The sequence below is a fragment of the Streptomyces olivochromogenes genome (genome assembly GCF_001514115.1).
Classification (GTDB): Bacteria; Actinomycetota; Actinomycetes; order Streptomycetales; family Streptomycetaceae; genus Streptomyces; species Streptomyces olivochromogenes.
The window spans coordinates 90860-114784 of record NZ_KQ948456.1 but is presented as its reverse complement, the minus strand read 5'-3'; the positions used below and the strand labels follow the sequence as shown (position 1 = coordinate 114784).

Genomic DNA, 23925 nt, shown 5'->3' with positions numbered 1-23925 from the left:
CCTGTTCCGGGGCCCGGCCGTCACAGCGCCAGCGGGTCCAGCGTCAGCGGCTCGATCTTGCCCTCCAGCATGTAGCCCAGGCCCTGCACCGCGCACACGTCGGGACGCTCGGCGATGTGCACCGGCATGCCCGTCGCCTGCCGCAGCATCTGGTCGAGGCCCGGCAGCAGCGCGCTGCCGCCGACCATCATGATGCCGCGGTCGGCGAGGTCGGCCACCAGGTCGGGCGGGCAGGCCCGCAGCACCTTCCCGATCCCGTCCAGTACGGCGGTCAGCGGGGTCTGGATGGCATCGCGTACGGCGGCGGTGTCGACCTGTACGGACCGGGCGAGGCCGGTCGCCACGTCCCGCCCGTGGATCTCCGTGGACGCCGGGCCGTGCGGGGTGAGCCCGTTGCCGGAGAGGGCGAGCTGCAGGGGCCGCACCGACTGCGAAGGAAGCATCAGCTCGTGCTGGTGGCGCAGGTGCTGCACGATCGCGCGGTCGACGGCCTCGCCGCCCACCGGAATGCGCTCGGCGGTCACGATGGACCCCAGCGACAGCACCGCGACCTGGGTGGCGGCCGCCCCGCACACCATGATCATGGTGGCTTCCGGCCGTTCGACGGGCAGCCCGCACCCGACGGCGGCGGCGATCAGTGTGTCGACCAGCTCGACCCGCCGCGCCCCCAGCCCGACCAGCGTCTCGATCGCGGCGCGTTGCGCCAGCGGGTCCGCGTCGTGCGGGGTGCAGGCCGCGGCGCGCAGCCGGGGCTTGCGGCGCAGGGCGCGGCGGACCTTGTCGCCGAGCAGCTGGCGCAGCATGCGCTGGGCCATCTCGATGTCGACGACCGTGCCGCCGGACACCGGCCGCATGACCCGGATGTAGTCGGGGGTACGGCCCGTCATCTTCTCCGCGAACTCGCCGACCGCGATCAGGGCGCCGTTCCTGGTGTTGATCGCGGCGACACTCGGCTGATCGACGACCAGCCCCGCGCCCTTCACATACACCCGGGTCCGGGCCGCGCCCAGGTCGACGGCGAAGTGACAGCGGCGCAACCGCTCGAGGCTGGCGGTCATGGCAGGTCCTCTCGAGAGCAGACCGTGGGGACTCCGCCGGGTGGCGGTCCTTCCTCGCATCGTGGACGGGCGCCGGACCAGGCGCCTTTTGTGGGGGGCCGGGCGGGGTGCCGCTGGATGGGTGGTCCTGTCCGGATGCCGGTTGGGCGGTCTTGTCCCGATGCGTGATCCCGGCGGCCTGGCGGAAACCCGCCAGGGCAGTTTCTCGCCAGGCTCCGTCAACTCCCGCGCACCACCGGCCCCCCGAAACTCTTCGCAGCACCGGAGCCACCACGTGCCGACGAGGAGAGGTCGTCCATGACCAGAGGACCAGTCAGACGGGGGGCGGCTCTGCTGTCCGCCGGGCTCGTGCTCGCCGTACTGCCCATGGGGCCGGCGGGCGCGGCCGAGGCGGCCGCCCCGGCCCCGACGCGCACCGCCTCCGCCACCCACACCGTCACGCTCGTCACCGGCGACAAGGTGACCGTCACCGACCTCGGCGCCGGCAAGAAGACGGTCGCGGTCGAGCGGCCCCGGGGGGCCACGGGGGCGGTCCGCACCCAGGTGACGAACGGCGCCGTGACCGTCGTACCGGACGAGGCGCTGCCCTACCTGCGGGCGGGCACCCTCGACCGGCGGCTGTTCGACGTGAGCGAGCTGATACGTCAGGGGCTCACCGACGGGAAGACGGCCGAGCTGCCGCTGATCGTGACGTACGGGAAGGGGCGCGCGGCCGCCTTGCGCGGGGCCGAGCAGAAGCGCGCGCTGCCCAGCATCCGGGGTGCCGCCGTCGCCGCCGACAAGGGGCGCACCTTCTGGCAGTCCCTCACCCGGCAGGACGGGACGGTCGACAAGGTCTGGCTCGACGGGCGCGTGCACGCCGACCTGGCCGAGAGCAACGCCCAGATCGGTACGCCGCAGGCCTGGGAGGCCGGGCTCACCGGGAAGGGCGTCACGGTCGCCGTGCTCGACACGGGTGTGGACGCCGACCATCCCGACCTGGCCGGACGGGTCTCCGTCAGCAAGAGCTTCATCGACGGGCAGGAGGTCGCCGACCGCAACGGGCACGGTACGCACACGACGTCCACGGTCGGCGGCAGCGGTGCCGCCTCCGACGGCAAGGAGCGGGGTGTCGCGCCCGACGCGACGCTCGCCGTCGGCAAGGTACTCAGCGACGAGGGCTCGGGCAGCGACTCGGAGATCATCGCGGGCATGGAGTGGGCCGCGCGGGACGTGCACGCCAAGGTGATCTCCATGAGCCTCGGCTCGACCGAGGCGAGTGACGGCACGGATCCCATGGCGCAGGCGGTGAACACGCTGTCCAAGGAGACCGGCGCCCTCTTCGTCGTCGCCGCGGGCAACACCGGCGCCCCCTCCTCCATCGGCTCGCCCGGCGCCGCCGACGCCGCGCTGACCGTCGGCGCGGTGGACTCCGCCGACCAGGCCGCCTACTTCACCAGCGCGGGACCGCGCTACGGCGACAACGCCCTCAAGCCCGACCTGTCCGCACCCGGCGTCGACATCCTCGCCGCCCGCTCCCAGCTCGTCGCCGGCAGCGGCTACTACACCTCCATGAGCGGTACGTCGATGGCGACGCCGCATGTCGCCGGTGTGGCCGCCCTGCTCGCCGAGAAGCACCCCGACTGGACCGGCGCCCAGCTCAAGGACGCCCTGATGTCGACGTCGAAGCAACTCGACGCGTCCGCCTACGTGCTGGGCTCGGGCCGGGTGAGCGTGCCGGACGCGATCGACGCGAAGGTCACCGCCACCGGGAACGCCGATCTCGGCTTCTACGGCTGGCCGTACGAGGCGAACAAGCCCGTCACGAAGACCGTGACCTATACCAACTCCTCCGACAGCTCAGTCGAGTTGAGCCTCGCCGTGCGGGGTGCCCCCGACGGGGTGGCCACCCTCGCCGACTCCGCGCTCACCGTGCCCGCGCACGGCAGCGCGTCGACGACCGTGACGGGCGACGGCTCGAAGGCGCCCGTGGGCGACACCTCCGGGCAGATCGTCGCGTCCGTCGGCGGCACGCCCGTCGCGCACACCGTGTTCGGGCTGGTGAAGGAGGAGGAGCGGTACACGCTCACCGTCCACGTCAAGGACCGCGCGGGCGAGCCGACCGCCGCCTACCTCGCGGTGCAGCAACTCGCGGCGGGCGTGGACCCGTTCCCGGCCTCGGTCGACGACTCCGGCACCCTGAAACTCCGGCTCAGGCCGGGGGCGTACAACCTGACCTCCTTCCTCGACGTGCACGGCAGCCACGGCGCCGACTCGCTCGGGCTCGGCTTCCTCGCCGCGCCCGAGATCACCCTCGACCGGGACCGCGAGGTCACCCTCGACGGACGGCAGCTGAGGGAGATCAGGGCCGAGGTGGAGCGGCGGACCGAGACCCGGCAGCTGCTCATGGAGTACGACCGGAACGCGGGCGGCTCCGACCAGTTCGGCGCCGTCCAGGTGCCCGTGAAGTACGACAGCATCTTCGCCGCGCCGACCGCGAAGGTCACCCAGGGCACCTTCGAGTACCGGACCGTGTGGCGGCTGGGGAAGCCGTTGCTGGAGGTGAAGGGCATCGGTGAGGCCGTCGCCCAGCCGGGCGCGGCCCTGACCGAGGGCCGGAGCAAGCTGCCGCTGGTGGACGTCGGGACCGGACCGTTCACCGGGGTCAGCGGCAAGGCCGTGCTCGCGACACTCGCCGACGGTGTCGAGCCCACCGCCCTCGCCCAGGCGGCCCAGGACGCGGGCGCCAAGGCGCTGTTCGTCACCGACGGCGCCGCCGGGCGCCTCAACGCCTGGTTCGGCACGGACGACTACGCCGACCGGCCGCTGCAGGTCGCCACGGTGAACGCGGCGGACGCGGCACGGCTGCGGGCCGCCGGGCATGTCGACATGACCGGGACGCGCAACACGCCGTACGTCTACGACCTCTCGGAAGGGCACGAGGGGGCCATTCCGCGCGGCGACCTGACGTACGAACCGGGCGCGCGTGAACTCGCCGTGCTGGGCACCAGGTTCCACGCGGTCAAGCCCGTATCCGGCAGCGAGTTCCGCTACTCGGTCACCGACGCCTTCCCCATCGGGATCGGCTTCCAGGAGCGGATCGACTATCCCGCCGAGCGGACCGACTACGTCTCCACGGGCACCGGACAGACGTGGATGGAGTCCGTGAACCTCGGGGCGGGCACACTGGAGGAGCGCAGTGGGCTCGTCCACTACCGCGGGGGCTCGCACGCGACGCTGAACTGGTTCAAGCCGGTCTGGCACGCGTGGCTCGGCACCGGGCTCGGCTGGGGACAGGAGCGCGCGGGCAACCAGATCCAGTTCAACACGCCCGGCTGGGGCGACTCCGGGCCCGACCACACGGGCTTCGGCGACGTGTGGAGCGACGACACCGGGATGACCCAGCTCACGTCCGTGTACCAGGACGGCACCCTGGTCGACCGGCGCAAGAGCTCCGGCGCGTACGTGTGGGACGCGCCCGCCGACGAACACACCTACAAGGTCGTCACGGACACCACCCTCGACCCCGACCGCTGGACCCTGTCCACCCAGGGGCACTCCGAGTGGACCCTCCGTTCGGCGGCCACGCCCGCGGACCGCTGGACGTTCCTGCCGCTCATCAACCTCGGCTACGACCTCGACACCGACCTCGCGGGCGCGGTGCGCGGCGGCCGGGTGCCGGTGGGGATCCACGCCGAGTACGTGAAGGGCGCGTCCGGCACCGGAACCATCGGGGGCGGGAAGCTGGAGGTGTCCTACAACGACGGGAAGTCGTGGCAGCCGGTCCCGCTGTCGGGCGGTGGCGGCGCGGCGTCCTGGAAGGGGACGTTGAGCGTGCCGCGCGGCGCGGAGTTCATCTCCCTGCGGGCCTCCGCGCGGGACGACCGGGGCGGCTCGGTGAGCCAGGAGGTCATCCGGGCGGTGGGGGTGCGGTAGCCCGCCCCGTCCCCTCTGAACGGGCGGCGCCGGTTCCCCTTGGGAGGGGGGAGCCGGCGCCGCCGCGGCGTCACCGCAGGGTGGGGCGCTCAGTGCCCCGCGTGTTCCACGATGCCCCGGATCACACCCAGCTCCACCAAGTCCTGCGGCCGGATGCGGAGTTGGTCCGCCGTGTCGCGCACCTCGCTCGCCGGGCGTTTGAGGATCGCGGCCGCGAGCTCCGGCGCGATGACGGAGAAGTAGCTGTCCGGCGTGGCCCAGGTGTTGCCGGGCGCGGCGAGCGCGAGCGCGCCGCCCGAGCCGCCCTCGCCGATCACCAGGGTGGTGACGGGCGTACGGGCGGTGGCCACCGCCGCGAACAGGTCGGCGATCGCCGAGCCCGCGCCCTGCCGCTCGGCCTGCGCGTCGTTGGCGGCGCCCGGGGTGTCCACCAGCGTCAGTACGGGGAAGCCGAGCCGGCCGGCGAGCCGGATCAGCCGGGCGGCGGTGCGGTATCCGGCGGGGCGGGTCGCGGTCCCGCACTGGGCGGCGTACGCCACGGTCCGCCCCGCGGGGCCGGAACCGAACCCGCACAGCATGCCGTCGTCACTGCCGCCGCAACGGTCGCCGCTGATCGCGGCGCGACGCGAGAAGTAGGCGTCCAGGTAGGCGGCGGCCCGGGGGCGTTCGGTGGAGCGGGCGCGCCGGACGGCGTCCCAGCCGGTGGCGGGGAGGCCGGGGGTGCCGAGGGCGTTCGGCGGAGGAACGGCCTCGACCTCGCCCCCGGCCGCGGGCTTGGACGCGGCCACGCCTCCGGGCTCGGACTCGGTCCCGGGCTCGGCCACGCCTCTGGGCTCGGACTCGGTCCCGGCCACGTCTCCGGTCTCGGCCACGTCTCCGGTCTCGGCCACGTCTCCGGTCTCGGACTCGGTCTCGGCCACGTCTCCGGACTCGGTCCCGGCCACGCCTCCGGGCTCGGTCACGCCTCTGGACTCGGGCTCGGATTCAGCCTCGCTCCCGGCTTCGGTCGCGGGAGCGGTCAGCAGGGCCAGCCACAGCGCCAGCGTCTCGCGTAGCTCCTCCTCTCTTACGACGGCGTCCACCGCGCCCGCCGTCACCTGGGCCTCGGCCGTGTACGCCGCCGGGTCCGCGTCGGGCGGGCGGACCCGGGAGCCGGCGAAGCCGACCTGGGCGCCGGGCAACGCCAGGGTCACGTCGGCGCCCGCACCCAGCGTCGCCCAGCCGCCGCCCGTCGTCGGATCCCGCAGCACGGCGATCTGCGGCAGCCCCGCCTCCCGGGCGAGCGCCGACTGCCGTGCCACGCGCTGGAGTTGGGTGAGTGCGAGCATGCCCTCCTGCATCCGGCTGCCGCCCGTCGCGACGAGCGAGACGACGGGCAGGCGGTGCGCGCGGGCGTGGGCGTAGGCCGCCTCGACGCGGTCGCCGGTGCGTTCGCCGAGCGAGCCGCCGAGGAAGCCGAACTCGAAGGCGATCAGTACGACGCGGGCGGAGCCGATGACCGCGGTGCCGCAGACGACGGACTCGTCCTCGCCGGTACGGGTGAGGGCGCGGCGGCGCGAGTCGTCGTACCCCTGCCAGGACAGGGGACCGTCCGGTTTGAACTCCCTCATGGGAACGGGTAGTTCACGGAACTCGTCGCCGGCCAGGGCGATGGCCTCGCGGGCGGAGAAACGCTCAGTCATGCTCAGGGGCCTTTGTGACGGCGTCGGGGAGGGCTCGCTTGAGAATCTTGCCCATGTCGTTGCGCGGGAGCGACGTGAGGAAGCGCACGGCCCGTGGGCGTTTGTGCGGGGCGAGGCGGCGGGCCACGTGGTCGGCCAACTCCTCGGCGCCGGGCGGGTCCTCGGGGTCGGTGGGGACGATCCAGGCCACGATCCGCTCGCCCAGGTCCTCGTCGGGCTCACCGGTGACGGCGGCCTCGCGCACCGCCGGAAGCTCAAGGAGCGCGTTCTCGATCTCCCCGGCGCCGATCTTGTAGCCGCCGCTCTTGATCAGGTCGGTGGCCTTGCGGCCGACGATGCGTACCGAGCCGTCGGGGTCGACGACCGCCATGTCGCCGGTGCGGAACCAGCCGTCCTCGGTGAACGCGGCGGTGGTCGCGTCGGGCCGGTTCAGGTACTCGGTGAAGAGGTTCGGCCCCCGGACCTGGATCTCGCCGACGGTCTCGCCGTCCGGCGTACCGGTGGGAGTGCCGTCGGCGTCGTACGAGGCGATCGTCGTCCCGTCCTCCTCGACGAGCCGCACGTCGACGCCGGGCAGCGGCACTCCGACGGTGCCGGGCCGGGGTTCCCCGTCCACCCGCACGCTGGTGTTCATGAGGGTCTCGGTCATGCCGTACCGCTCGACGACCCGGCGTCCGGTCGCGGCCGTGATCCGCTCGTGGTCGTGCACCGGCAGCGCGGCGGAACCGGACACGAGCAGCCGCGCCGCGCCGAGCGCCTTGGCCAGTTCGGTGTCCTCGACCAGCGCCTCGGCGAGCCGGTGGTACATCGTCGGCACCCCGAACAGCATCGTCGCGCCCGCGCCCAGCTCCCGTGTCACGCCCTCCGTGCTGAACCTGCCCAGATGCCGCACCGCAGCGCCGCGCCGCAGCGGGCCGAGGATGCCCAGGATCAGCCCGTGCACATGGAAGAGCGGCAGTCCGTGCACGAGCACGTCGTCGCCGGTCCACTGCCAGGCGTCGGCCAGCGCGTCCAGGGTCGAGGCGATGGCGCGCCGCGGGATGACGGCACCCTTGGGCGGACCGGTGGTGCCGGAGGTGTAGACGATGAGGGCGGGAGCGGTGGGGTCGTCCGGTTCGGTGCCGGGGCGCGCGGCGGCGCCAGGGCTTGCCTGGGCGTCCTGACCGGCGACGCCCACCTGGACGTCGAGGCGCTCCACATCGCTCACGGGCGAGGGAAGTTCGACGCCCGGCTCGACCAGTACCAGTGACGGCGCGCTGTCGCCCAGAATGTGCCCCAGTTCGCCCTCTCCCGACTTGGGGTTGAGCGGTACGGCGGGCACCCCGGCGAGCAGCGCGGCGACGACCCCGACGGCGGTCTCCAGGGACGGCGTCGCCCACACGGCGACCCTCTCCCGGCCGTCGAGCCGAGCGGCCAGCTCACCCGCCGAGGCGGCGAGCTCCGCGTACGTCAGTGACCGGTCGCCGAAACGCAGGGCGGGCCGCCGTGCGGTCGAACCGCTGACCAGGGCGGGGAAGAGGGAGGACACGCGGGGTACTCCTTGCCGTAGGGACCTGCTGGAGGACGTGCTGCCGTGACAGTCACCACCGTTCCTACACCAGCCCGAGGCAAACCCGCCGCCGCGCTCACTCCGATGACGAGCTCGACCCCGCCGGGGCGAGCCGTCGCCGCGTGCCCACCAGCGTGGCGAGGTCCTCGGCGAGGCGGAGTTCGACCGTGTGCAGGGCGGCATGCTCCAGCCAGTGCAGCCGGGCCCGGTCGGGGCCGCCTTCGTGCAGGGGCGGCCATCCGGTGGCCGGGGTGAAGTCATCGACCACCATCGTGCCGCCCGGAGTCAGCAGACGGGCGGGGTCGGCCGGGTCGTCGCCCGGCGTCTTGCCGGTGCCGCCGCCGTCCAGGACCAGCAGGTCGTACGGGCCGTGCTCCGCGATCCGCCGCCAGTCGCCGTGGATCACCTCGACCTCGGGCCGGTCGGCGAAGACCTCGGCCGCGACCCGGGCCCGCTCGGCGTCGCGCTCCACGCTGAACAGCCGTACGCCCTCGCGTGCCCCCGACGCCAGCCACGCGAGCCCCACCCCGCACCCCGTACCCGTCTCACCGATCCGCTCCCGGGCACCGCCCGCCAACGCGTGCAGCAGACGGCCCTGCTCCGGACGGCACGCGTGCGCGAAGCCGTGGTGACGCGCGGAGGTGAGGGCCCGTCGGACGAGTGGGGGAAGGGTGGCGGGGTCCGTGGCGGCGTGGGCGTCCGTTCCTGAGATCGACATGGAGGAGATCATGGTCGCCGGGACGGGCCGGCCGGGGCTGGTTACGCTGGTCCGCCGCGATGGAACGAGGTGGCGGCATGAGCCAGGACTACGACATGGGTGACGAGACCCTGTGGAATCCCTCTAATGGGGCGTCCCGTTTGTTTCTTCGTCAAGTGGCACTTTTCGAGGCGGAGTTGGAACTGCCGTCGGGTATCGGGCCGATGGTGAACGACGAGAGCCGGATCGACCGGGACGCCTTCGCGGTCTTCGTCGACGCGCTGCTGGCGTGGCATCGAAGAACGAGTCACGCCGTCATGCTGGCCCTCTCCGAGGGCTTCGCGGCCACGGTGCTGGTTCTCGCGGAACGCGGCGGGGTCGAGGTGGACTGGGCACGGCTCGGTGTCGCTCCGGACGGCCCGTCGGAGAATGTGCAGATCTCGGCTCTCACCGGGATGTCCGCCCCGCCGGAAGGCGGCACCTGGGAGTCACGACTGGGGGAGAGATCGCGGGAACTGGGTCGCTTCATGCCCCGTTAGCCGGGGCGATTCCGGCTGTCCCGCTGCACGGGAGCGATCGTTCCTGAACTGGGAACGGTCGTTCGGAAGGCATGGCGCGGGCCCGGCCGGGGACCGTAGTCTCGGCCCACAGCGTGAGAACTTGACGGATCAACTGCCGGGAGTGCATGGGTGAGTGCGTCGCTGACTCCTCTTCGCGAGACTCTCGCGCGTCTCGACGCGCACCTCGCCGAGCAGGGCCTCGATCGCGGGGAGGTCCTCGACGTGGGGGAGTTGTCGAGAAGGACGGCCCTGGCCGAGGGGGAGGTCCGGGCACTCCTCGACGCGGAAGAACTCCGCGAGCCGGGTGAGGTCGGGCACGTTCGGCATCTTGTCGCCGTTGAGCTCACGCTCGCGCTGCGGGGCCGGCGGCTGACACCCCGCAGGCAGGAGGCGCTCACGCTCATGCTCGAGGGTCTGCCGATCAGCGAGAGCGAGGAGGCGGAACGGTGAAACCCTTCCTCAAGATGCGGCCGGTCCGCCGCGCGTGGAAGCGCGCCGCCGTTCTCCTCTCCCGCCGGGCCGACTCCGAGATGCGCGGCCTCGCCGTCGAGCTCACCCGCACGCTGAAGAAACGACTCGACGCGCCCGTGGACGTACGGGAGTTGGCCGAGGCCCTCTGCCAGGAGATGAGCCGGCGCCGCGACGACCGCCCCATCCAGCTCCGCTTCGAGCGCTTCCCGGACGAGATCGAAGTCACCGGGCTGTGGATGGAGTTCCACGACTTCGACCTCGTCATCGTCGAGGAACGCGCCGAGACGGTGCAGCAACTCGTCATACTCGGCCACGAGTTGTGGCACATGATGGCGGGGCACTCCCACTCCCCCCACCACTACGCCGGTGCGGCCGCCGCCAGCGCACTGTCCGACGACCCCGGCTGGCAGGAGATCGCGCTCACCGTCGCCGCCCGCAACGGCTCGCACGAGGCCGACGAGGCCGAGGCGGAGGACTTCGGCCTGCACCTCGCCAGCGTCTTCCGCTCCTGGGTGACCGGCCCGCGTACGAAGGGCCCCGTCAACCCGGTCGGACAGGCCATCCAGGCCTCCCTGGGCTACCGCGGACCCACGGACTGACCGGCGATGAACCCTTCCCGCTTCTTCGCCGGGTTCTACATCTCCTTCTGGATCCCGACGGCGGTCCTCACCGCCGCGCTGGCGATCAAACTGCCCAGCATCGTCAAGCTGTGGAAGGACCCGCTGCTGCGGGCCGTCGGCGGCCTGCTCGTGCTCGCCTGCGGCGTCTTCGTCTTCGCGGCACCGGCGACCATCGCCCGGACCAACCGCGTCACCGGCGTACCGAACATCGCGGCCCCCCTGGTCTACAGCCTCATCACCGCGTTCTGCGGCGCCTGCCTGCTCCTGATCACCGCATGGCGCAACGGCATCTCCGACCGCTCCGGCGTCACCCGCCGCGCCACCCGCTGGGTGGTCACCGCCTACGCGAGCGTGATCGTCGCACTGTGGGTGCTGTTCGCGCTCGCCGACGTCCCCGTCGAGCGGATACGGGACCTCGACACGTACTACGCCAACACCCCCTTCATGCGCGAAGAGATCGTGCTCTACCTGCTCGCGCACACCGTGGCCGGCCTGATCACGTCCAAACTGATCTGGAACTGGATCCGCGCCGGCGGACTCGACGTCTGGCTGCGCGGCGGTCTGAAGTTCCTCGGCGCCGGCTATGTGATGAACCTGCTCTACGACAGCGCCAAGTTCTGCGCCGTCGTCGCCCGCTGGACCGGCCACGACCTCGACTGGCTCAGCACCGGGCTCGCGCCGCCGGTCGCCTGCCTCTCCGCCATCCTCATCGCCGTCGGCTTCATCCTTCCGCACACCGGCCAGTTTCTGCACCGCCGCGTTCGCACCCGGCTCGGCCACTGGCACCTGCGCCCCCTGTACCGCCTGATGGGCACCGTCACGGGCGGCGGGCGCGTCCCCTTCAGACTCCGCGCCACCCCCGAACTGCGCCTGACGCGCCGCGAGACGTTCATCCGGGACGCGCTGCTGCACCTGTCCCGGTTCATCGACGAGGACCTCCGGCGGAGGGCGTACGCCGCCGCCCTCGGCCTCGGCTTCGGGGCCGGCCGGGCGGGGGCCCTCGCCCACGCCGTGACCGTCCAGGACGCCATCGAGACCAGGAGGCGCACCCGCCGGGACGACACCGCCGTGCCCCTCAACACCCCGGACACGGAGAACCTGCTGGCGGAGATCGACGCCGTGTCCCGGGCCCTGCGCCACCCCGCCGACATCCGGGCGGTACGCGAGGCCGCGGCCGCCTCGGCGCAGAGCGTGCCGGACCCCACCCTGAGTCAGCCGAGCCGTTGACCCCTGTCGGCCTCCACCACGTCGGCCACCACACAGCTCACGTTGTCGGGCCCGCCGCCGTCGATCGCGGCTTCGACGAGGGACCGTACCGCCGCGTCGGGGGCCGGGGCCGAGCCCAGCAGTCGCCGGAGCTCCTCGTCCGCCACGACGGTGGAGAGCCCGTCCGAGCAGAGCAGGTAGCGGTCCCCGGGCAGGGCGTCGCACAACCGCAGATCGGGTACGACGGGGTCGGCGCCGCCGGTGAGCGCCTTCAGGAGCAGGGCACGTTGGGGATGGACGACGGCCTCCTCCGGCGTGAGCCGGCCCTCGTCGATCATCGACTGGACCATGGTGTGGTCGTGCGTGATCCGGAACAGCTCGCCGTCGCGCAGCAGATAGGCGCGGGAGTCGCCGATGTGGACCAGCCCGAGCTGGGATCCGGTCCACACCATGGCGGTGAGGGTGGTGCCGTCGTCCTTGCCCGGTGCGGCTTCCTGGACCGCCCGCGCGGCTCCCTGTACGGCGTCCTCCAGAAGGTTGAGGACGCTCCCGCCCGGAAGGGGTTCGCCGTCCAGGGACTTCAGGGCCTGCACGGCCGCCGTACTGGCGGGCGCGCCGCTCGCGCCGAAGCCGTCGGCCACGGCGAGGACGCGGGCGCCCGCGTGGGCCGTGTCCTGGTTGGCCGGACGGACCAGACCGGTGTCGGAAAGTGCGGAGTAGCGGAGTTCGAGCATGGTGGTGTCCTTCCTCGACGTGTACGAGAGGTGATCCACGAGAAACGCCACGAGCTCCCGCCGACCGGCGGTCTCGGCCTCGACGCCGGTCGAGTGCACCTGAAGCTCCCGCGTGGCCGGATCCGAGGGCGGGACCGTGTGCCTTCGTGAGCGCCCCGGTCGTCGGCTTCTGCGCGCCCGTGGTCAAGCGCGAGGTGGGGTTGGTTTCGCCCCCGCCGCCCCGACCCTTCCCGTCCCTGGGGGCTTCGCCCCCAGACCCCCGCTCGCCCGAAGGGCTCGTCCTCAAACGCCGGACGGGCTGGGTTGCTCCGCCGTCGATCCCGTGGCTTCACCGAAGGTGAAGGTCAAATGGGCTGCCGGAGTTCCCTCCGCGATTGTTAGCCTCCCCGGAGATCAGCCGTTACGAGGATGGAGTCCGCAGTGGCCCGCACCGCCGCCGCCCGCGCACGTATCGCGCTCGCCACCTACCGGCCCGAGGAGGGCGCGGAGAGCATGGACCGGGATCTGCCCGTGCTGAGGGCGGCTCTGGAGGACGCCGGGACGGAGGCCGTCGTCGGGTACTGGGACGATCCGGACATCGACTGGGCGGCCTTCGACCTCGTGGTGATCCGCTCCACCTGGGACTACAGCTGGCGGGTGGCGGAGTTCGTGGCGTGGGCCGAGCGGTGCGGGAAGCTGACGCGGCTCGCGAACCCGGCTGCCGTGGTGCGGTGGAACACCGACAAGCGGTACATCGGCGATCTCGCGGAGGCGGGGGTGCCCACCGTGCCGACCCGGTACCTCGCCCCGGGTGCCCCCGCGGAGTTCCCCGACGACCGCGAGTACGTCGTGAAGCCCACCTCCGGCGCGGGTGCGCGGCTCGCCGCCCGGTACCGCCCCGAGGAGCGGGAGACGGCCCTGCGACAGCTGGAGCGGATGCACGACCGGGGGCTGACCGCCATGGTCCAGCCGTATCTGACCAGCATCGACACCGCCGGTGAACGCGCGCTCCAGTTCTACGGCGGCCGCTTCCTGCACGCCAGCCGCAAGGGCGCCGTCCTCGAACCCGGCACGGCCTACGACGCGGACAAGGTCGCGCACCCCCGCCTGGAGCCCTGGCAGCCGACGTCGGCCGAACTCGCTGTCGCGGAACACGCGTTGGCGGCCGTGCCGCAGAGGACGGACGGCTCGGAGCTGCTCTACGCCCGTGTCGACCTCGTCGACGGCGACGACGGGAACCCGTGTGTCATGGAGCTGGAACTCGTCGAGCCGAACCTGTTTCTGTGGCTGCACCCGGAGTCGGTGCCCGTGGTCGCCGAGGCGATCGTCAAGGCTGCTGCCCTTTGACGCCCACCCGTTGCAGCAGTCCCCAGGTGAACTCCGCCGCGCACTCCTGTCGTACGCCCGACGCGTCCGGGGCCGTGAACGCCAGGCCCCAGCGGGTCGGGGCCGTGCCCTCCAGGGGGCGGGCGGGGGCGAAGGCGCGGGCGACCTCGTCGACCGTGCAGGACCAGGGGGTGAGGTCGTCGAGGGTCTCCAGCCGGGGGCTCGGGGCGCCGGGGGCGCGGACCAGCCACTCGTTCCAGGCGACGCCGTTCGGGGCGACGAGGACCTCGAAGCGGAGGTCGGGCCAGAGGGGGACGGGCCAGAGCAGGGCCTCGCAGGACAGGTCGCCGATCTGGCGAGGGGTGACGGACTCGGGGGCGCCGAGGATCGAGCGGTAGCGCGACACCGCCGCCCGGGAGCGCGGGGCGTGCAGCATGGCCTGCCAGCGGCGGTTGGCCTCGCGCATGTCGGCGATGGAGACGCCCAGCTCGTGGCGGGCGTCCTCGACGAGGCCGGGGTTGTGGTCGGCCATGCGGCGCAGCAGGACCAGTTGGAAGTCGAGCGGGGTGAAGGGGCTAGCGGGTCGCTTGGCGGGCATGGGGTCCATGGTCGCGCATCGGGAGGGAGCCGGGTCGGCAGCCGTCCGGGAGGAACAGGACCGAGTTGACGTAACGGGGGCCGCGCGGAGGCAGGACGCGGCGCAGCAGGCCCTGGGCGGCCACGTGGGAGGTGCGTGCCTGGTGGGCCTCCAGAGGGAAGGACGCCAGGGGCAGCCAGGTGGTCGCGGGCAGGACCCAGCCCGTGTAGCCGCGCTCGGCGAGATGGCCGACCACCGGGGCGATCGGCTGGATCCGGGACTCCAGTTCGATGAAGAGGGCCGGGCGGTCGCGGGCCAGGAGGGCCTCCGCGCCGCGCAGGACGGCGAGTTCGTTGCCGTCCACGTCGATCTTGACGAAGTCGACGTCGTGGAGGCCCAGGCTGTCGAGGGTCACGCACGGGACCTCGACCGCGTGGGCGTGGATGTCCCGGCGGACCAACGACGACACGCCCCGGTCGCCCGCGTCGTCCGGCGGGAACCAGAGCCGCGCCGTGCCCGGACGGTCGGAGGCGGCGGCGCGGATCACGCGGACGTTGGAGGGGGCGGCGGCGGAGAGGAGCCTGGCCAGGTGAGGGACCGGTTCGACGGCCACCACCCGGTGGGCCAGGCCCGAAAGACGGTGGGTCCAGGGGCCGTACCAGCCGCCTACGTCCACCGCCGTGCCGCAGCCCGGCGGGCAGAGGTCCGCGAGGTGGCCCAGTTCGGGTTCGAAGCGCGGGTAGACCAGCCGGGCGGTCGCCGCGACGAGGCGGGTGGGGAGGTGGGGAGCGAGCCGGGCGGCCCAGGTCCTCGTCGCCCTCGTCGCCCTCTTCGGCCTCGTCGCCCTCGTCGCCCTCGTCACGGGACCATCCGCTTGAGGAGTTCCTCGTGCTCGTCCTCCGTGACCTGCTCCCCGGAGGACGGCAGCAGCTGTGGGATGCCGTCGACGATCGGGTAGCGGCGGTGCAGGCGCGGGTTGTACAGCGCCTCCCCGGCGCTCGGCTCCGCTCCGGAGTTCGGCGCCTCGCCGTCGCTCGGGGTCAGCAGGTGCAGTGGGCCCTTGTCCAGCGGACAGGCCAGAATCTTCAACAGCGGGTCGTCGGGGGTCATGGTGGTGTCAGCTCCTTGGCCACGATGGGGGGTTGGGGTGCCGCGTCGTGCTTGGGCATGACCAGCAGCACGGACACCGCGAGGGCGGTGCCCGCCAGGCGCAGCGTCAGCCGCACCGGGTCGTGCGGCAGCGCCTCGCCGAACGCGAGCGTGCCGAGCACCGCCGTGAACAGGCTGGTCACCGTCGTACAGACCGGCACGATCAGCGAGGCCCGGCAGCGCTGCAGCGCCGCCTGGGACATGACCAGGCCGAACGCGCCGGTGAAGAGCAGGAGATAGGGGTACGGGGAGCGGAGCACGTCGATCACCGCCCCCGCCAGGTCACTGGTCGTCAGATAGCTCGACACGCCCTTGATGGCCAGCGAGCTCACCCCGTACAGCAGGCCCACCGCCACGCCGTACTCGACACCCGTCGTCGGCATCCGGTGCCGGTGCCGCGCGCGGCGCTCGGCGGCCCCGTACAGCCACAGGCCCGCCGCCAGCGAGGGCAGACAGACGGTCAGGATCAGCGGCGCGGGGGCACTGCGGCTGACCCGGTCCGAGCCCTCGCGCAGGGAGAGGACCACCATCAGCAGGGCCAGCAGGATCGCGCCGAGCGCGTACCGCTCGCGGCCCGACGTCTCCTCGCCGAGCAGCCGGGCGGACAGCAGCACCAGCAGCACGAGCCCGGAGACGAAGATGCCCTGGGCGGCGGCGATCGGCAGGGTGCGGTAGACGGCGAGCTGGGCGCCGAAACCGGAGGCCAGCGCCAGCGAACCGCCGATCCACAGCGGGCTGCCGAGCACCAGCCGCAGCAGCCGGGCGGGGCGGCGGACGTCGACCTCGGGCAGTGCGGCGAGCGCGCGCTTCTCCAGGACGAATCCGGTGCTGTACAGGACGTTCGCCAGCAGGGCCGCGGCCACTCCCCACCACATGGGCTACGTCCTTCGGGCGTGCAGGAGCAGGATGGAGGAGAGGGCCGGCGCCGCGCAGGCCAGTCGGTCCAGGGGGCGCAGCGGACGCGGTACGCCGTGGAAGGGCGCCCCGCTCAGCCGTACGACCTCGAAGCCCGCCGCGGTCACGAACTCCCGCAGCGCGCGGGCCGTGTAGAGCCGCAGATGGCCCACGACCTCCCGCCCCGGGCGCCCGTGGATCGCGCGCAGGCTCACTTCCGAGAAGACGGGCTGGACACCGGCGAGCAGCAGGGCGCGGTTGTACCAGGCGGCGAGGTTCGGGGTGGAGAGCATCAGGTGGCCGCCGGGGCGCAGGACCCTGCGTATCTCGTCCAGGGCGCCGTCCGGGTCCACGAGGTGCTCGATCACCTCGCTGAACAGGACGGCGTCGGCCGAGGAGTCGGCGAACGGCAGCCCGCCGTCGGTGAGTTCGCCGCGGATCGCGTACGGCAGCCGGGCGTGGGCGCGTCTGAGGGCGTCCTGCGACCAGTCGACGCCGACGAGACGGTGTCCGGCGAGCAGGGGTGCGGCGGTCGCGGCGGCGGTGCCGTCGCCGCAGCCGATGTCCAGCACGGTCCGCGCGCCGGCCGTGGCGGGGCCGAGCGCGGCGGCCAGCATCCGGGCCTGGCGGAGGCTGCGGGGGGTGCCGGAGGCGACGGGGACGCTCGGATCTTCGTAGAAGTCGCGAAGTCCCCGGCGGGCGGCGGCCGTTGCCGAGTCGGCGGAAGGGGTGGGGGCAGGGGTGGGGGTCGAGGTCGTGGGCGTCATCGGCTGCGGTCCTCCTCCGTCGCGTGCAGATAGTGCTCGAAGAGGTCGCGGAGGTGGGCGCCGTCGCCGTGGCTGAGCAGGGTGCGCGACCAGCGCAGGGCGACGTGCAGACGGCCCGCGGTGGACGCCGTGGTGACGGTCAGGCCGCGGGGCGTCCGGGCGGGCGCCGAGAACCACACCGCGTGCGCGCGGCCCGCCTCCGCGCCGAAGTCCAGCGCGTACGGGATGCGGCCGATGTTGCTCAGCAGCGTGGTCGACGTCCAGGGGCCGGCCGCGCGGCGCAGGCCCCGGGTGAGGGCGGCACGCCAGGCGACCGGGACCACGGGGGCGGTCAGGAGGGCGGCGCCGTGGCCGAGTTGGGGCCGGGGCAGCGACTTGAGCGCGCGGGTGCGTTCCGCAGTGCGGCGCAGCAGCTCGCCCATCCGCCCGGCGTCCAACTCTTCGACGGAGAAGGGGACTTCGACGAGCCGGGTCCCGTTGCCGATGGGCATGTCCGTGCCGCGGGGGCGGTCGTCGACCGGCATCGTGATGCGCAGGGGGCGCGGGCGGGCGCCGTGTTCCCTGTTCCAGTGCGTGATCATCAGGGCGGTGGCCGCCATGAGCTGGTCGTTCACGGTGTACGGGGAGCCCTTGGGGCGGTGCGGGACGCCGAGTTCGGTGACCAGGAGGCCGTTTCCGGGCGAGGGCTCCGGGGTGCCGTGGGCCACGCGGGCGGGCGGGGTCCAGGTGGACGGGGTGTCGACCTGGACGGCCTTGGCCTGCACCTCGGGCGGTCGTACGGGGGGTGCGGTCGGGGAGTTGTCCTTGCCTCCGTACAGCTCCGCGGCGGTGGCGAGGACGCGGAGGCAGGCGGGGCCGTCGAGGGCGGTGTGGTTGACGGTGAGGAAGAGGACGGTGCCCTTGGGGCGGGGGCCGGTGTGGGTACGGGGCGCCGTGCCCACCGCACGCGGCGCCGTACCCACCGCGTCCGTCGCCTCGCTGCCGACCGGCGGGCCCGCGCCGTCGACCACCTCCAGGCGGATGGGCGGCGCGGCGGTCAGGGGCGGGGCGGTCAGCAGGGCGCGGGTCCGTGCGTGCTGGAGGGCGCCCGGGCCCGGTGGCGGGAAGGAGACGACCTCCAGGTCCGGATCGGGGGTGAGTTCCCACTCGTAGCGGCGGCGGTACCAGGGGCCCGCCGCCTCGCGCATCAGGATGCGGGGGTGACGGTGCAGGGCCTCGGTGAACGCCGTGGTGAGGCGGCCGGGGTCCAGCCGGCCGGGGAGGTGGACCTCGATGTGGACGGTCTCGGGTTCCTCCTCCTGGACACAGTGCCGGGAGACCTCGTCCACGACGGGGAACGGCACGCGGGCGGGGCGCCGGGACGGTCCGTCGGTACCGTCCCGTGCCGGGTGCTCCAGCGCGGTCATCGAGGTTCGCCCCTTCCCGTGTCGTCGTCCGCCGGGTTCCCCGCCTTGCGGAAGGCGATCCGTGCGGTGGGCGGATCGGCCTCGCCCGCGACCGCCTCGCCCGCACCCGTGTGACCCGCGCCGGCACCCGTGTGACCCGCGCCGGCACCCGTGTCGCCCGCGCCCGCCTCGGGCGGGGCGGAACCCGGGCCGCGTGCGGAGATGGTCGGGCTGGAGGCACGGTCGGGCCCGGGGGCCGGTGCAGTGGGCTCGGCTCCGGTCGGCTCGGACGACCCGGGTTCGCCGCCCGCTGCCTCCCCGGCCGATCCGGCCGCCGTGTCCGGTGCGGCCCCGGGGCCGCCGTTCTTGCCGCGGCGGCGTCGGGGGAGAGGTGCCGTCGGGGCCTGGGAGCCCGGGGGCGGGCCGAGCGGGGAGACCGGGCGGGAGCCCCGCGGTGCCGCGCCGGGCGGCTCCTGGACGCTCACCAACGCGGCGAACAGCCCGATCAACGCCAGCAACTGCGCCGCGGGCCCGAACGCGCCCTCGCTCGCGCCCGGTGGCGACCCGGCGCCCGTGGCGGCCGCGATCCCCGCTCCGGTGAGCGCGAGGAACGCGATCGGTACGAGGAGCGCGTGCCGTTTCCGGGCGAGCAGCGCCAGCGCGGGGACCAGCAGCGCGAACGGTCCCGCGATGACCACGCCCACCAGGGTGAGCGCCACCGTGCCGAGCCAGAGCCCGGCATCCGGCGCCGTCGGCTGTGGCTCGTCGGGGTTGGCCTCGCGGCGGCGCCACAGCACGAGGCCCGCGAGAGCCGCCACGCCGACCCCGCCGCCGATCAGCCCGGCCTCGTACGTCGTCGAGGGCTCGTACGACAACTTGACCGTGCCGCCCGCGCCCGCCGGGATCCGCCAGCCCTGCTGCCAGCCGTCGAGCCGCAGGGGCGTCAGCTTCTTGCCGCCCAGCGTGGCCTGCCAGCCGTCGTTGTAGTTCTCGTACGTCGTGAGGTACGAGGCGGCGCCGGAGCCGACCTTCACCTCGCGGCGGTCGCCCAGCCAGTCCACGATCCGCAGGGAGCGTCCGGCACCGGCGGCGGGCTCGACGGTCCCTCGGGTGAGGGTGACGTCCGTGACCGCGAGGGGCCCGGCGTCGCCCGCCTCGACCCGGTGCGAGCCGGATCCGAGGTCCAACGCGGGGTTCGAGGAACCCTCTTGGCACAGCGTCAGCTGGACCGGCCGCCGTTCGGCGAGGTCGCCCACCGTCCCCTTCGCGCTCGTCGCGTACAGCTTCCCGTCGACCGCGAGCGTCGGCCCCTTCCCGCACGGGAGCGAGAACTCCTGTGTCTCCAGGGCCTGTGTGGTGCGGTACTCGGCGAGGGCCGGGAGGTACACCTCCGTCAGGCCGACCGGCAGTCGCAGGTCGGCGCCCGCGACCGGGTTGTGGAGGGTCAGCGGCGCCGTCCCGGTGACGGTGATGTCGAGGTGGTTCGTGGTGATCGGGTCGAAGCGGGCCCAGCCGTTCTCGTCGACGTCGGCCACGGTGTCCCCGTCCGGGGAGCGGATCTCGATCTTCGTCGGGCGGGTGGAGAGGCCGCCGGCCGCGGCCAGGACCATGGACGAGACGGGCTTCTTGTCGGGCCAGCTCAGATGGATCGTCGGCCTGTCCCCGGCGATCCAGGCCGTGGTCAGGTTGCCGTCCGTGAGATTGCGCGCGTCGAGGCCGGGGCCGAGGGCCGACGTGGAGTCGGCCGTCGCGACGATCCGGTTCGGCTGTTGGGGCGAGACGTCGTACAGCAGCTTGTCGAGTGCGTCGCCGGTGATCGCGACGGCGCTCGCGTTCACCTCGTACGATCCCGCCGTCGAGGTGGAGAAGGTGCGGTGCAGGCCCGCCTCCGTGCCCGTGGGGGCGAGGCCGGTTGGGTCGGTGGTGCGGTGCAGGGAGACGATCTCGGCGGCGGCGTCCGAGCCCGCGGCGTCGGTCGGGAGCTTCAGCAGGCGGGTGACCTGGACGTCCGGGAGGGCGATCTCGGAGAAGCCCGCGCCGGTCAGGCCGGCGCGCTGCGCGGTGGAGTCGGTGATCGTCAGCTTCATCCAACCCGTCGACCCGGCGGGCGCCTTGACAGACTGGGTCGTGCCGTCGGGTTCGAGATAGCTGGTGGCGGAGCCCTTCTCCGTCTCCACCCGGACCCGGGTCGCCGCGGACCGCATGCCGTCCTGCGGCAGCGGGGTGACCTTGAAGGACTTCGGCATGTCCAGGGACCCCTCGAAGCGGATCCGCAGCCACTGCCCGTTCGCGGAACCGGACGCGCCCTCCGCCCACGCGGTGTCGGGGTTGCCGTCGAAGGCGTTCACGGGGTCGTACTGGGGGAGGTGGAACAGCCAGTTGCCGGTGGAGGAGGCGGTCACCGAGCGGGCGCCGCGCAGCTCGGCCACCGTCTGGTGCTGGATGCCCTTGGTCGGCAGGATCTGGTGCGGCTTCTTGCCGGCGTCCTGGGCGCTGCCGCTGTCGTTGCGCTGGTCGGGCGTGTACGTGTACGAGGTGTTGGAGTTGACCAGGCCGAAGCGGGTGTCGGCGCGCCGCAGCCCGTCACCGACCACCTGGATGGCGGCGGTGCCGAGGCCGGGATGGTTGTCGCCGGTCAGGACGGCGGGGCGGCCGCGCATCGCGGGATCGGCGGCCAGCGGCAGCAGCGCCTCGGGACCGCCGGAGACGACGGCGGTGTCCGCGATGGCGCTCAGGGAGGCCTGCCCGGGGCGCGGTGCGCCGTTGCCCGCCGGTTCGTAGATCTCGACGGCGCGCTCGCGCGGGTAGAGGCCCTCGACCTGGAGCGGGGCGTCGTGGGCGATCCGGCCGCCGGTCACGACCGGTCCGAAGCCGGTGACCCGCTCGTAGCCCGACTGTTCCAGGGTCCGCTTCACGGTCTGGGTCGGGACGTAACCGACCTGGTCCGGGTCGAGGTCGTTGCGGACGACGACGTAGTAGAGCCCGGCCCGGCTCAGATAGTCCCCCAGGCCGGGGACGTCACTGCCGGTCATGAGCGCCTGCTCGACGGCGTCCATGGCGCGCCGGTTGCCGGGGGTGCCGAAGGGGACGTAGTCCCGCTCGGCCCAGCGGGAGTCGGCGAGCACGTCGAGGGGCTCGTCGATGGGGGAGCCCCAGGTGTAGAGGCCGTGCGCGGTGGCGGGGACGACGAGGGCACGGGAGTCGGGGGAGTACTTCTTCAGCCAGTCGGCGGTGGTCTGCCAGTACTTGGGGAGCTGCTGGAAGGAACCCGGGTTGAGGATCGACCCGTTGAGATACGGCCAGGCGAGGCCGGGCAGGATCAGCACGGCCGCGACCAGGGGCGCGTAGCGGCGGCCGCGTACGGGACGGGCTCCGCGCGGCTCGGCGGCGACCCCGACGAGATGCGCGAGGCCGAACACCAGCGCCAGGGCGAGGCCCGTCTGGAACTTGTAGATGTTGCGGAAGGGGACCAGCCAGCCGTTCAGCCAGTCCTGGACGACGCCGTGGAAGGGCGCGCCGAACGCGCCGCCGTACCCCGCGAGGGTCAGGAGCGCGACCGACAGCACGGTCAGGACGAGCCAGCGGCGCTCGGGCATGTCACGTCTGGCGAGCCCGGCGAGACCCAGCCCCGCCGCGAGCGCCGAGCAGACGATCACGATCACCGAGGCGGCGACGGTCCAGCCGGCCGGCAGCCAGGCCTCGCCGAAGTGGAGGTAGGCGACCCAGTTCCCGGCGCCGCGCAGGGACTCCGTGGCCGACATGGTGGCGGTCGTGGTTTCCGAGGTCTCCACGTACGGCAGGAAGTTCTCGCCGTAGACGCCGAGCAACAGCAGTGGGATCACCCACCAGGCCGTCGCCAGGATCACGCCCGGCACCCACCAGGTGATCAGCTTGCGCTGTCGGGGTCCACGTGGACGGGACAGCAGATACAGGCCGACGGGGAGCAGCGAGGCGAGGGTCGCCGCCGCGTTCACGCCCCCCATGAAGGGGACGACGAGCGCCGAGCGGAGGGCGGCGACGCGGGCGCTGTAGCGCTCGTCGGTGAGGGGGAGCAGGACCCAGGGGAGGAGGGCGCCGGGGAGCGCGGCGGCGGAGGTCGAGCCGACGACGATCGTGAAGACCGGCCAGAGCGCGTACGCGACGGCGGCGAGCAGCCGGGAGGAACCGTTGCCGATCCGCAGCCGTTCGGCCAGCCGCAGGGCGCCCCAGAAGGCGACGGACACGACGATCGACAGCCACAGCCGTTCCGCCAGCCACACCGGGAGGTGGATCAGCTTGCACAGGCCGTAGAACGGCAGCATCGGCCAGACGTAACCCACGTACTGGTCCTGGATGCCGCCGAAGCCGCCCCGGTCGTGCCACAACTGGCCCAGGTCGGACAGGAACTGCCACGGGTCGAGCGCGACACCGAGCTTGGTGTCGAACGTCATGCGTCCGGGGTGCACGGCCAGGAACAGCACGAACACCACGGCCCAGAACCCCAGCAGCCAGCGCCTGGACCGTGGCCCGTGCGGGGGGCCGGACGTGGTCGAGACGGGGCGGACGGCCGCCGGGGGAGGAGCCTGGACCGTGGTCGTCATGGTGGACACCGCCGGAGGATGAGGAGGAGGTTCCAGGTGGCGAACTCCCGCAGCCCCGGCGCCCTGGTGACGGCGGAGGCGAGGATGGGCCAGTAGCGGGAGCGCGCCGAGACGACCGTGACGTCGTCGCGGGCGCGCACCTGCCGCAGGGTGGAGCCGATGTGCACGGCGAAGAGGTTCTCGCCGAGGGTGTGCTTGGCGGGCTTTCCGGTACGGCGGTGATAGCGGGCCCGCGCCCGCCGCGCGCCGAGGTAGTGCCAGGGCGCCCACTCGTGACCGCCCCACGGGGAGAGCCAGTTGGTGAACGAGACGTAGATCAGTCCGTCGGGCCGGGTGACGCGCACCAGTTCGCTCAGGAACGTCTGCGGGTCGGCCACGTGCTCCAGGACGTTGGAGGAGAAGGTGACGTCGGCGACCCCGTCCGCGAGCGGCAGCAGATACCCGTCCGCGACGACCGCCGAGCCGTCGGGCTTCGCCCCCAGCTCCCGTACGTCCGGCTCGAAGAGGTACGCCTGTGCGCCGCGCCGCCGGAACTCCGCGGTGAAGTACCCGCCGCCGCCCCCGACGTCCACGACGGTACGTCCCTCGACGCCGCCGTACGCCTCGACCTGGTCGGCGGCGTCACGGGCCAGCAACGAGTAGCAGCCCTCGGGATCGTCCTGCTCCCGCATGAAGGCCCTGAACAGCGCGAACGAACGCCGGAAGGAGGGGTCCTTCCAGACGCGGGGTGCGTTTTTGGTAGGGGCTCGGCGGGGTATTTCGGGGTCGCCGTCCAT

General features: G+C 73.2%; 18 protein-coding genes and 1 pseudogene. 6 read left to right on the top strand and 13 right to left on the bottom strand.

Annotation, left to right across the window (positions count from 1 at the left end):
* Window positions 1-20: 20 nt before the first annotated feature.
* Window positions 21-1058: a rod shape-determining protein gene (locus AQJ27_RS18250; protein ID WP_067369670.1), complete on the bottom strand. Its 1038-nt coding sequence runs from the start codon at window positions 1056-1058 to the stop codon at window positions 21-23.
* 297 nt (window positions 1059-1355) lie between these two features.
* Between AQJ27_RS18250 and AQJ27_RS18245 the strand changes: the two genes are divergently transcribed.
* Window positions 1356-4973, top strand: coding sequence for a S8 family serine peptidase (locus AQJ27_RS18245; RefSeq protein WP_067369667.1), 3618 nt, complete (start codon window positions 1356-1358; stop codon window positions 4971-4973).
* An 89-nt stretch (window positions 4974-5062) separates the two neighbouring features.
* On the opposite strand, the gene AQJ27_RS18240 is transcribed toward AQJ27_RS18245, so the two are convergent.
* From AQJ27_RS18240 to AQJ27_RS18230, 3 genes are all read right to left on the bottom strand, one after another.
* On the bottom strand, window positions 5063-6655 hold the full coding sequence (locus tag AQJ27_RS18240; protein ID WP_067369664.1) for a carboxyl transferase domain-containing protein: 1593 nt from the start codon (window positions 6653-6655) through the stop codon (window positions 5063-5065).
* On the bottom strand, window positions 6648-8183 hold the full coding sequence (locus AQJ27_RS18235) for an acyl-CoA synthetase (RefSeq protein ID WP_067369661.1): 1536 nt from the start codon (window positions 8181-8183) through the stop codon (window positions 6648-6650). The genes AQJ27_RS18240 and AQJ27_RS18235 overlap by 8 nt, the downstream gene beginning before the upstream one ends.
* Window positions 8184-8280: 97 nt before the next feature.
* Window positions 8281-8922: an O-methyltransferase gene (locus tag AQJ27_RS18230; RefSeq protein WP_067369658.1), complete on the bottom strand. Its 642-nt coding sequence runs from the start codon at window positions 8920-8922 to the stop codon at window positions 8281-8283.
* A gap of 77 nt (window positions 8923-8999) precedes the next feature.
* Between AQJ27_RS18230 and AQJ27_RS18225 the strand changes: the two genes are divergently transcribed.
* From AQJ27_RS18225 to AQJ27_RS18210, 4 genes are all read left to right on the top strand, one after another.
* Window positions 9000-9440 (top strand): DUF6086 family protein, encoded by a 441-nt coding sequence (locus AQJ27_RS18225; RefSeq protein WP_067369655.1) that lies wholly within the window; start codon window positions 9000-9002, stop codon window positions 9438-9440.
* Between the two features lie 150 nt (window positions 9441-9590).
* Window positions 9591-9911: a hypothetical protein gene (locus AQJ27_RS18220; RefSeq protein ID WP_067369652.1), complete on the top strand. Its 321-nt coding sequence runs from the start codon at window positions 9591-9593 to the stop codon at window positions 9909-9911.
* Window positions 9912-9925: 14 nt separating this feature from the next.
* Window positions 9926-10531 (top strand): toxin-antitoxin system, toxin component family protein, encoded by a 606-nt coding sequence (locus AQJ27_RS18215; RefSeq protein ID WP_235613487.1) that lies wholly within the window; start codon window positions 9926-9928, stop codon window positions 10529-10531.
* Between the two features lie 6 nt (window positions 10532-10537).
* Window positions 10538-11779, top strand: coding sequence for an MAB_1171c family putative transporter (locus tag AQJ27_RS18210; RefSeq protein WP_067369650.1), 1242 nt, complete (start codon window positions 10538-10540; stop codon window positions 11777-11779).
* On the opposite strand, the pseudogene AQJ27_RS18205 reads toward AQJ27_RS18210, so the two are convergent.
* Window positions 11764-12612: pseudogene (locus AQJ27_RS18205) on the bottom strand (PP2C family protein-serine/threonine phosphatase); the annotation flags it as partial. The gene AQJ27_RS18210 and the pseudogene AQJ27_RS18205 sit on opposite strands and share 16 nt — an antisense overlap.
* A 288-nt stretch (window positions 12613-12900) precedes the next feature.
* Between AQJ27_RS18205 and AQJ27_RS18200 the strand changes: the two are divergent.
* The gene (locus tag AQJ27_RS18200; protein ID WP_067369647.1) at window positions 12901-13818 is read left to right on the top strand and encodes an ATP-grasp domain-containing protein; all 918 of its coding nucleotides are present in this window, start codon (window positions 12901-12903) and stop codon (window positions 13816-13818) included.
* Here the strand turns inward: AQJ27_RS18200 and AQJ27_RS18195 are convergent.
* The 8 genes from AQJ27_RS18195 to AQJ27_RS18160 are packed head-to-tail and all read right to left on the bottom strand — an operon-like array spanning window position 13799 to window position 23925.
* On the bottom strand, window positions 13799-14404 hold the full coding sequence (locus AQJ27_RS18195) for a hypothetical protein (protein ID WP_067369644.1): 606 nt from the start codon (window positions 14402-14404) through the stop codon (window positions 13799-13801). The genes AQJ27_RS18200 and AQJ27_RS18195 overlap by 20 nt on opposite strands.
* Window positions 14373-15236, bottom strand: coding sequence for an FkbM family methyltransferase (locus AQJ27_RS18190; protein WP_067369641.1), 864 nt, complete (start codon window positions 15234-15236; stop codon window positions 14373-14375). The genes AQJ27_RS18195 and AQJ27_RS18190 overlap by 32 nt, the downstream gene beginning before the upstream one ends.
* Window positions 15233-15484, bottom strand: a complete 252-nt coding sequence (locus tag AQJ27_RS18185; RefSeq protein WP_067369637.1) for a Trm112 family protein — start codon at window positions 15482-15484, stop codon at window positions 15233-15235. Before AQJ27_RS18185 ends, AQJ27_RS18190 begins: the two co-directional genes overlap by 4 nt.
* Entirely contained in the window at window positions 15481-16386 is a 906-nt protein-coding gene (locus AQJ27_RS18180) for a hypothetical protein (RefSeq protein ID WP_067370544.1), read from the bottom strand. Before AQJ27_RS18180 ends, AQJ27_RS18185 begins: the two co-directional genes overlap by 4 nt.
* Before the next feature lie 15 nt (window positions 16387-16401).
* Window positions 16402-17184: a class I SAM-dependent methyltransferase gene (locus AQJ27_RS18175; RefSeq protein WP_067369634.1), complete on the bottom strand. Its 783-nt coding sequence runs from the start codon at window positions 17182-17184 to the stop codon at window positions 16402-16404.
* On the bottom strand, window positions 17181-18590 hold the full coding sequence (locus tag AQJ27_RS18170; protein ID WP_067369631.1) for a condensation protein: 1410 nt from the start codon (window positions 18588-18590) through the stop codon (window positions 17181-17183). The genes AQJ27_RS18175 and AQJ27_RS18170 overlap by 4 nt, the downstream gene beginning before the upstream one ends.
* Window positions 18587-23149, bottom strand: coding sequence for an alpha-(1->3)-arabinofuranosyltransferase (locus tag AQJ27_RS18165; protein ID WP_067369628.1), 4563 nt, complete (start codon window positions 23147-23149; stop codon window positions 18587-18589). Before AQJ27_RS18165 ends, AQJ27_RS18170 begins: the two co-directional genes overlap by 4 nt.
* The gene (locus tag AQJ27_RS18160; protein WP_067369624.1) at window positions 23146-23925 is read right to left on the bottom strand and encodes a class I SAM-dependent methyltransferase; all 780 of its coding nucleotides are present in this window, start codon (window positions 23923-23925) and stop codon (window positions 23146-23148) included. The genes AQJ27_RS18165 and AQJ27_RS18160 overlap by 4 nt, the downstream gene beginning before the upstream one ends.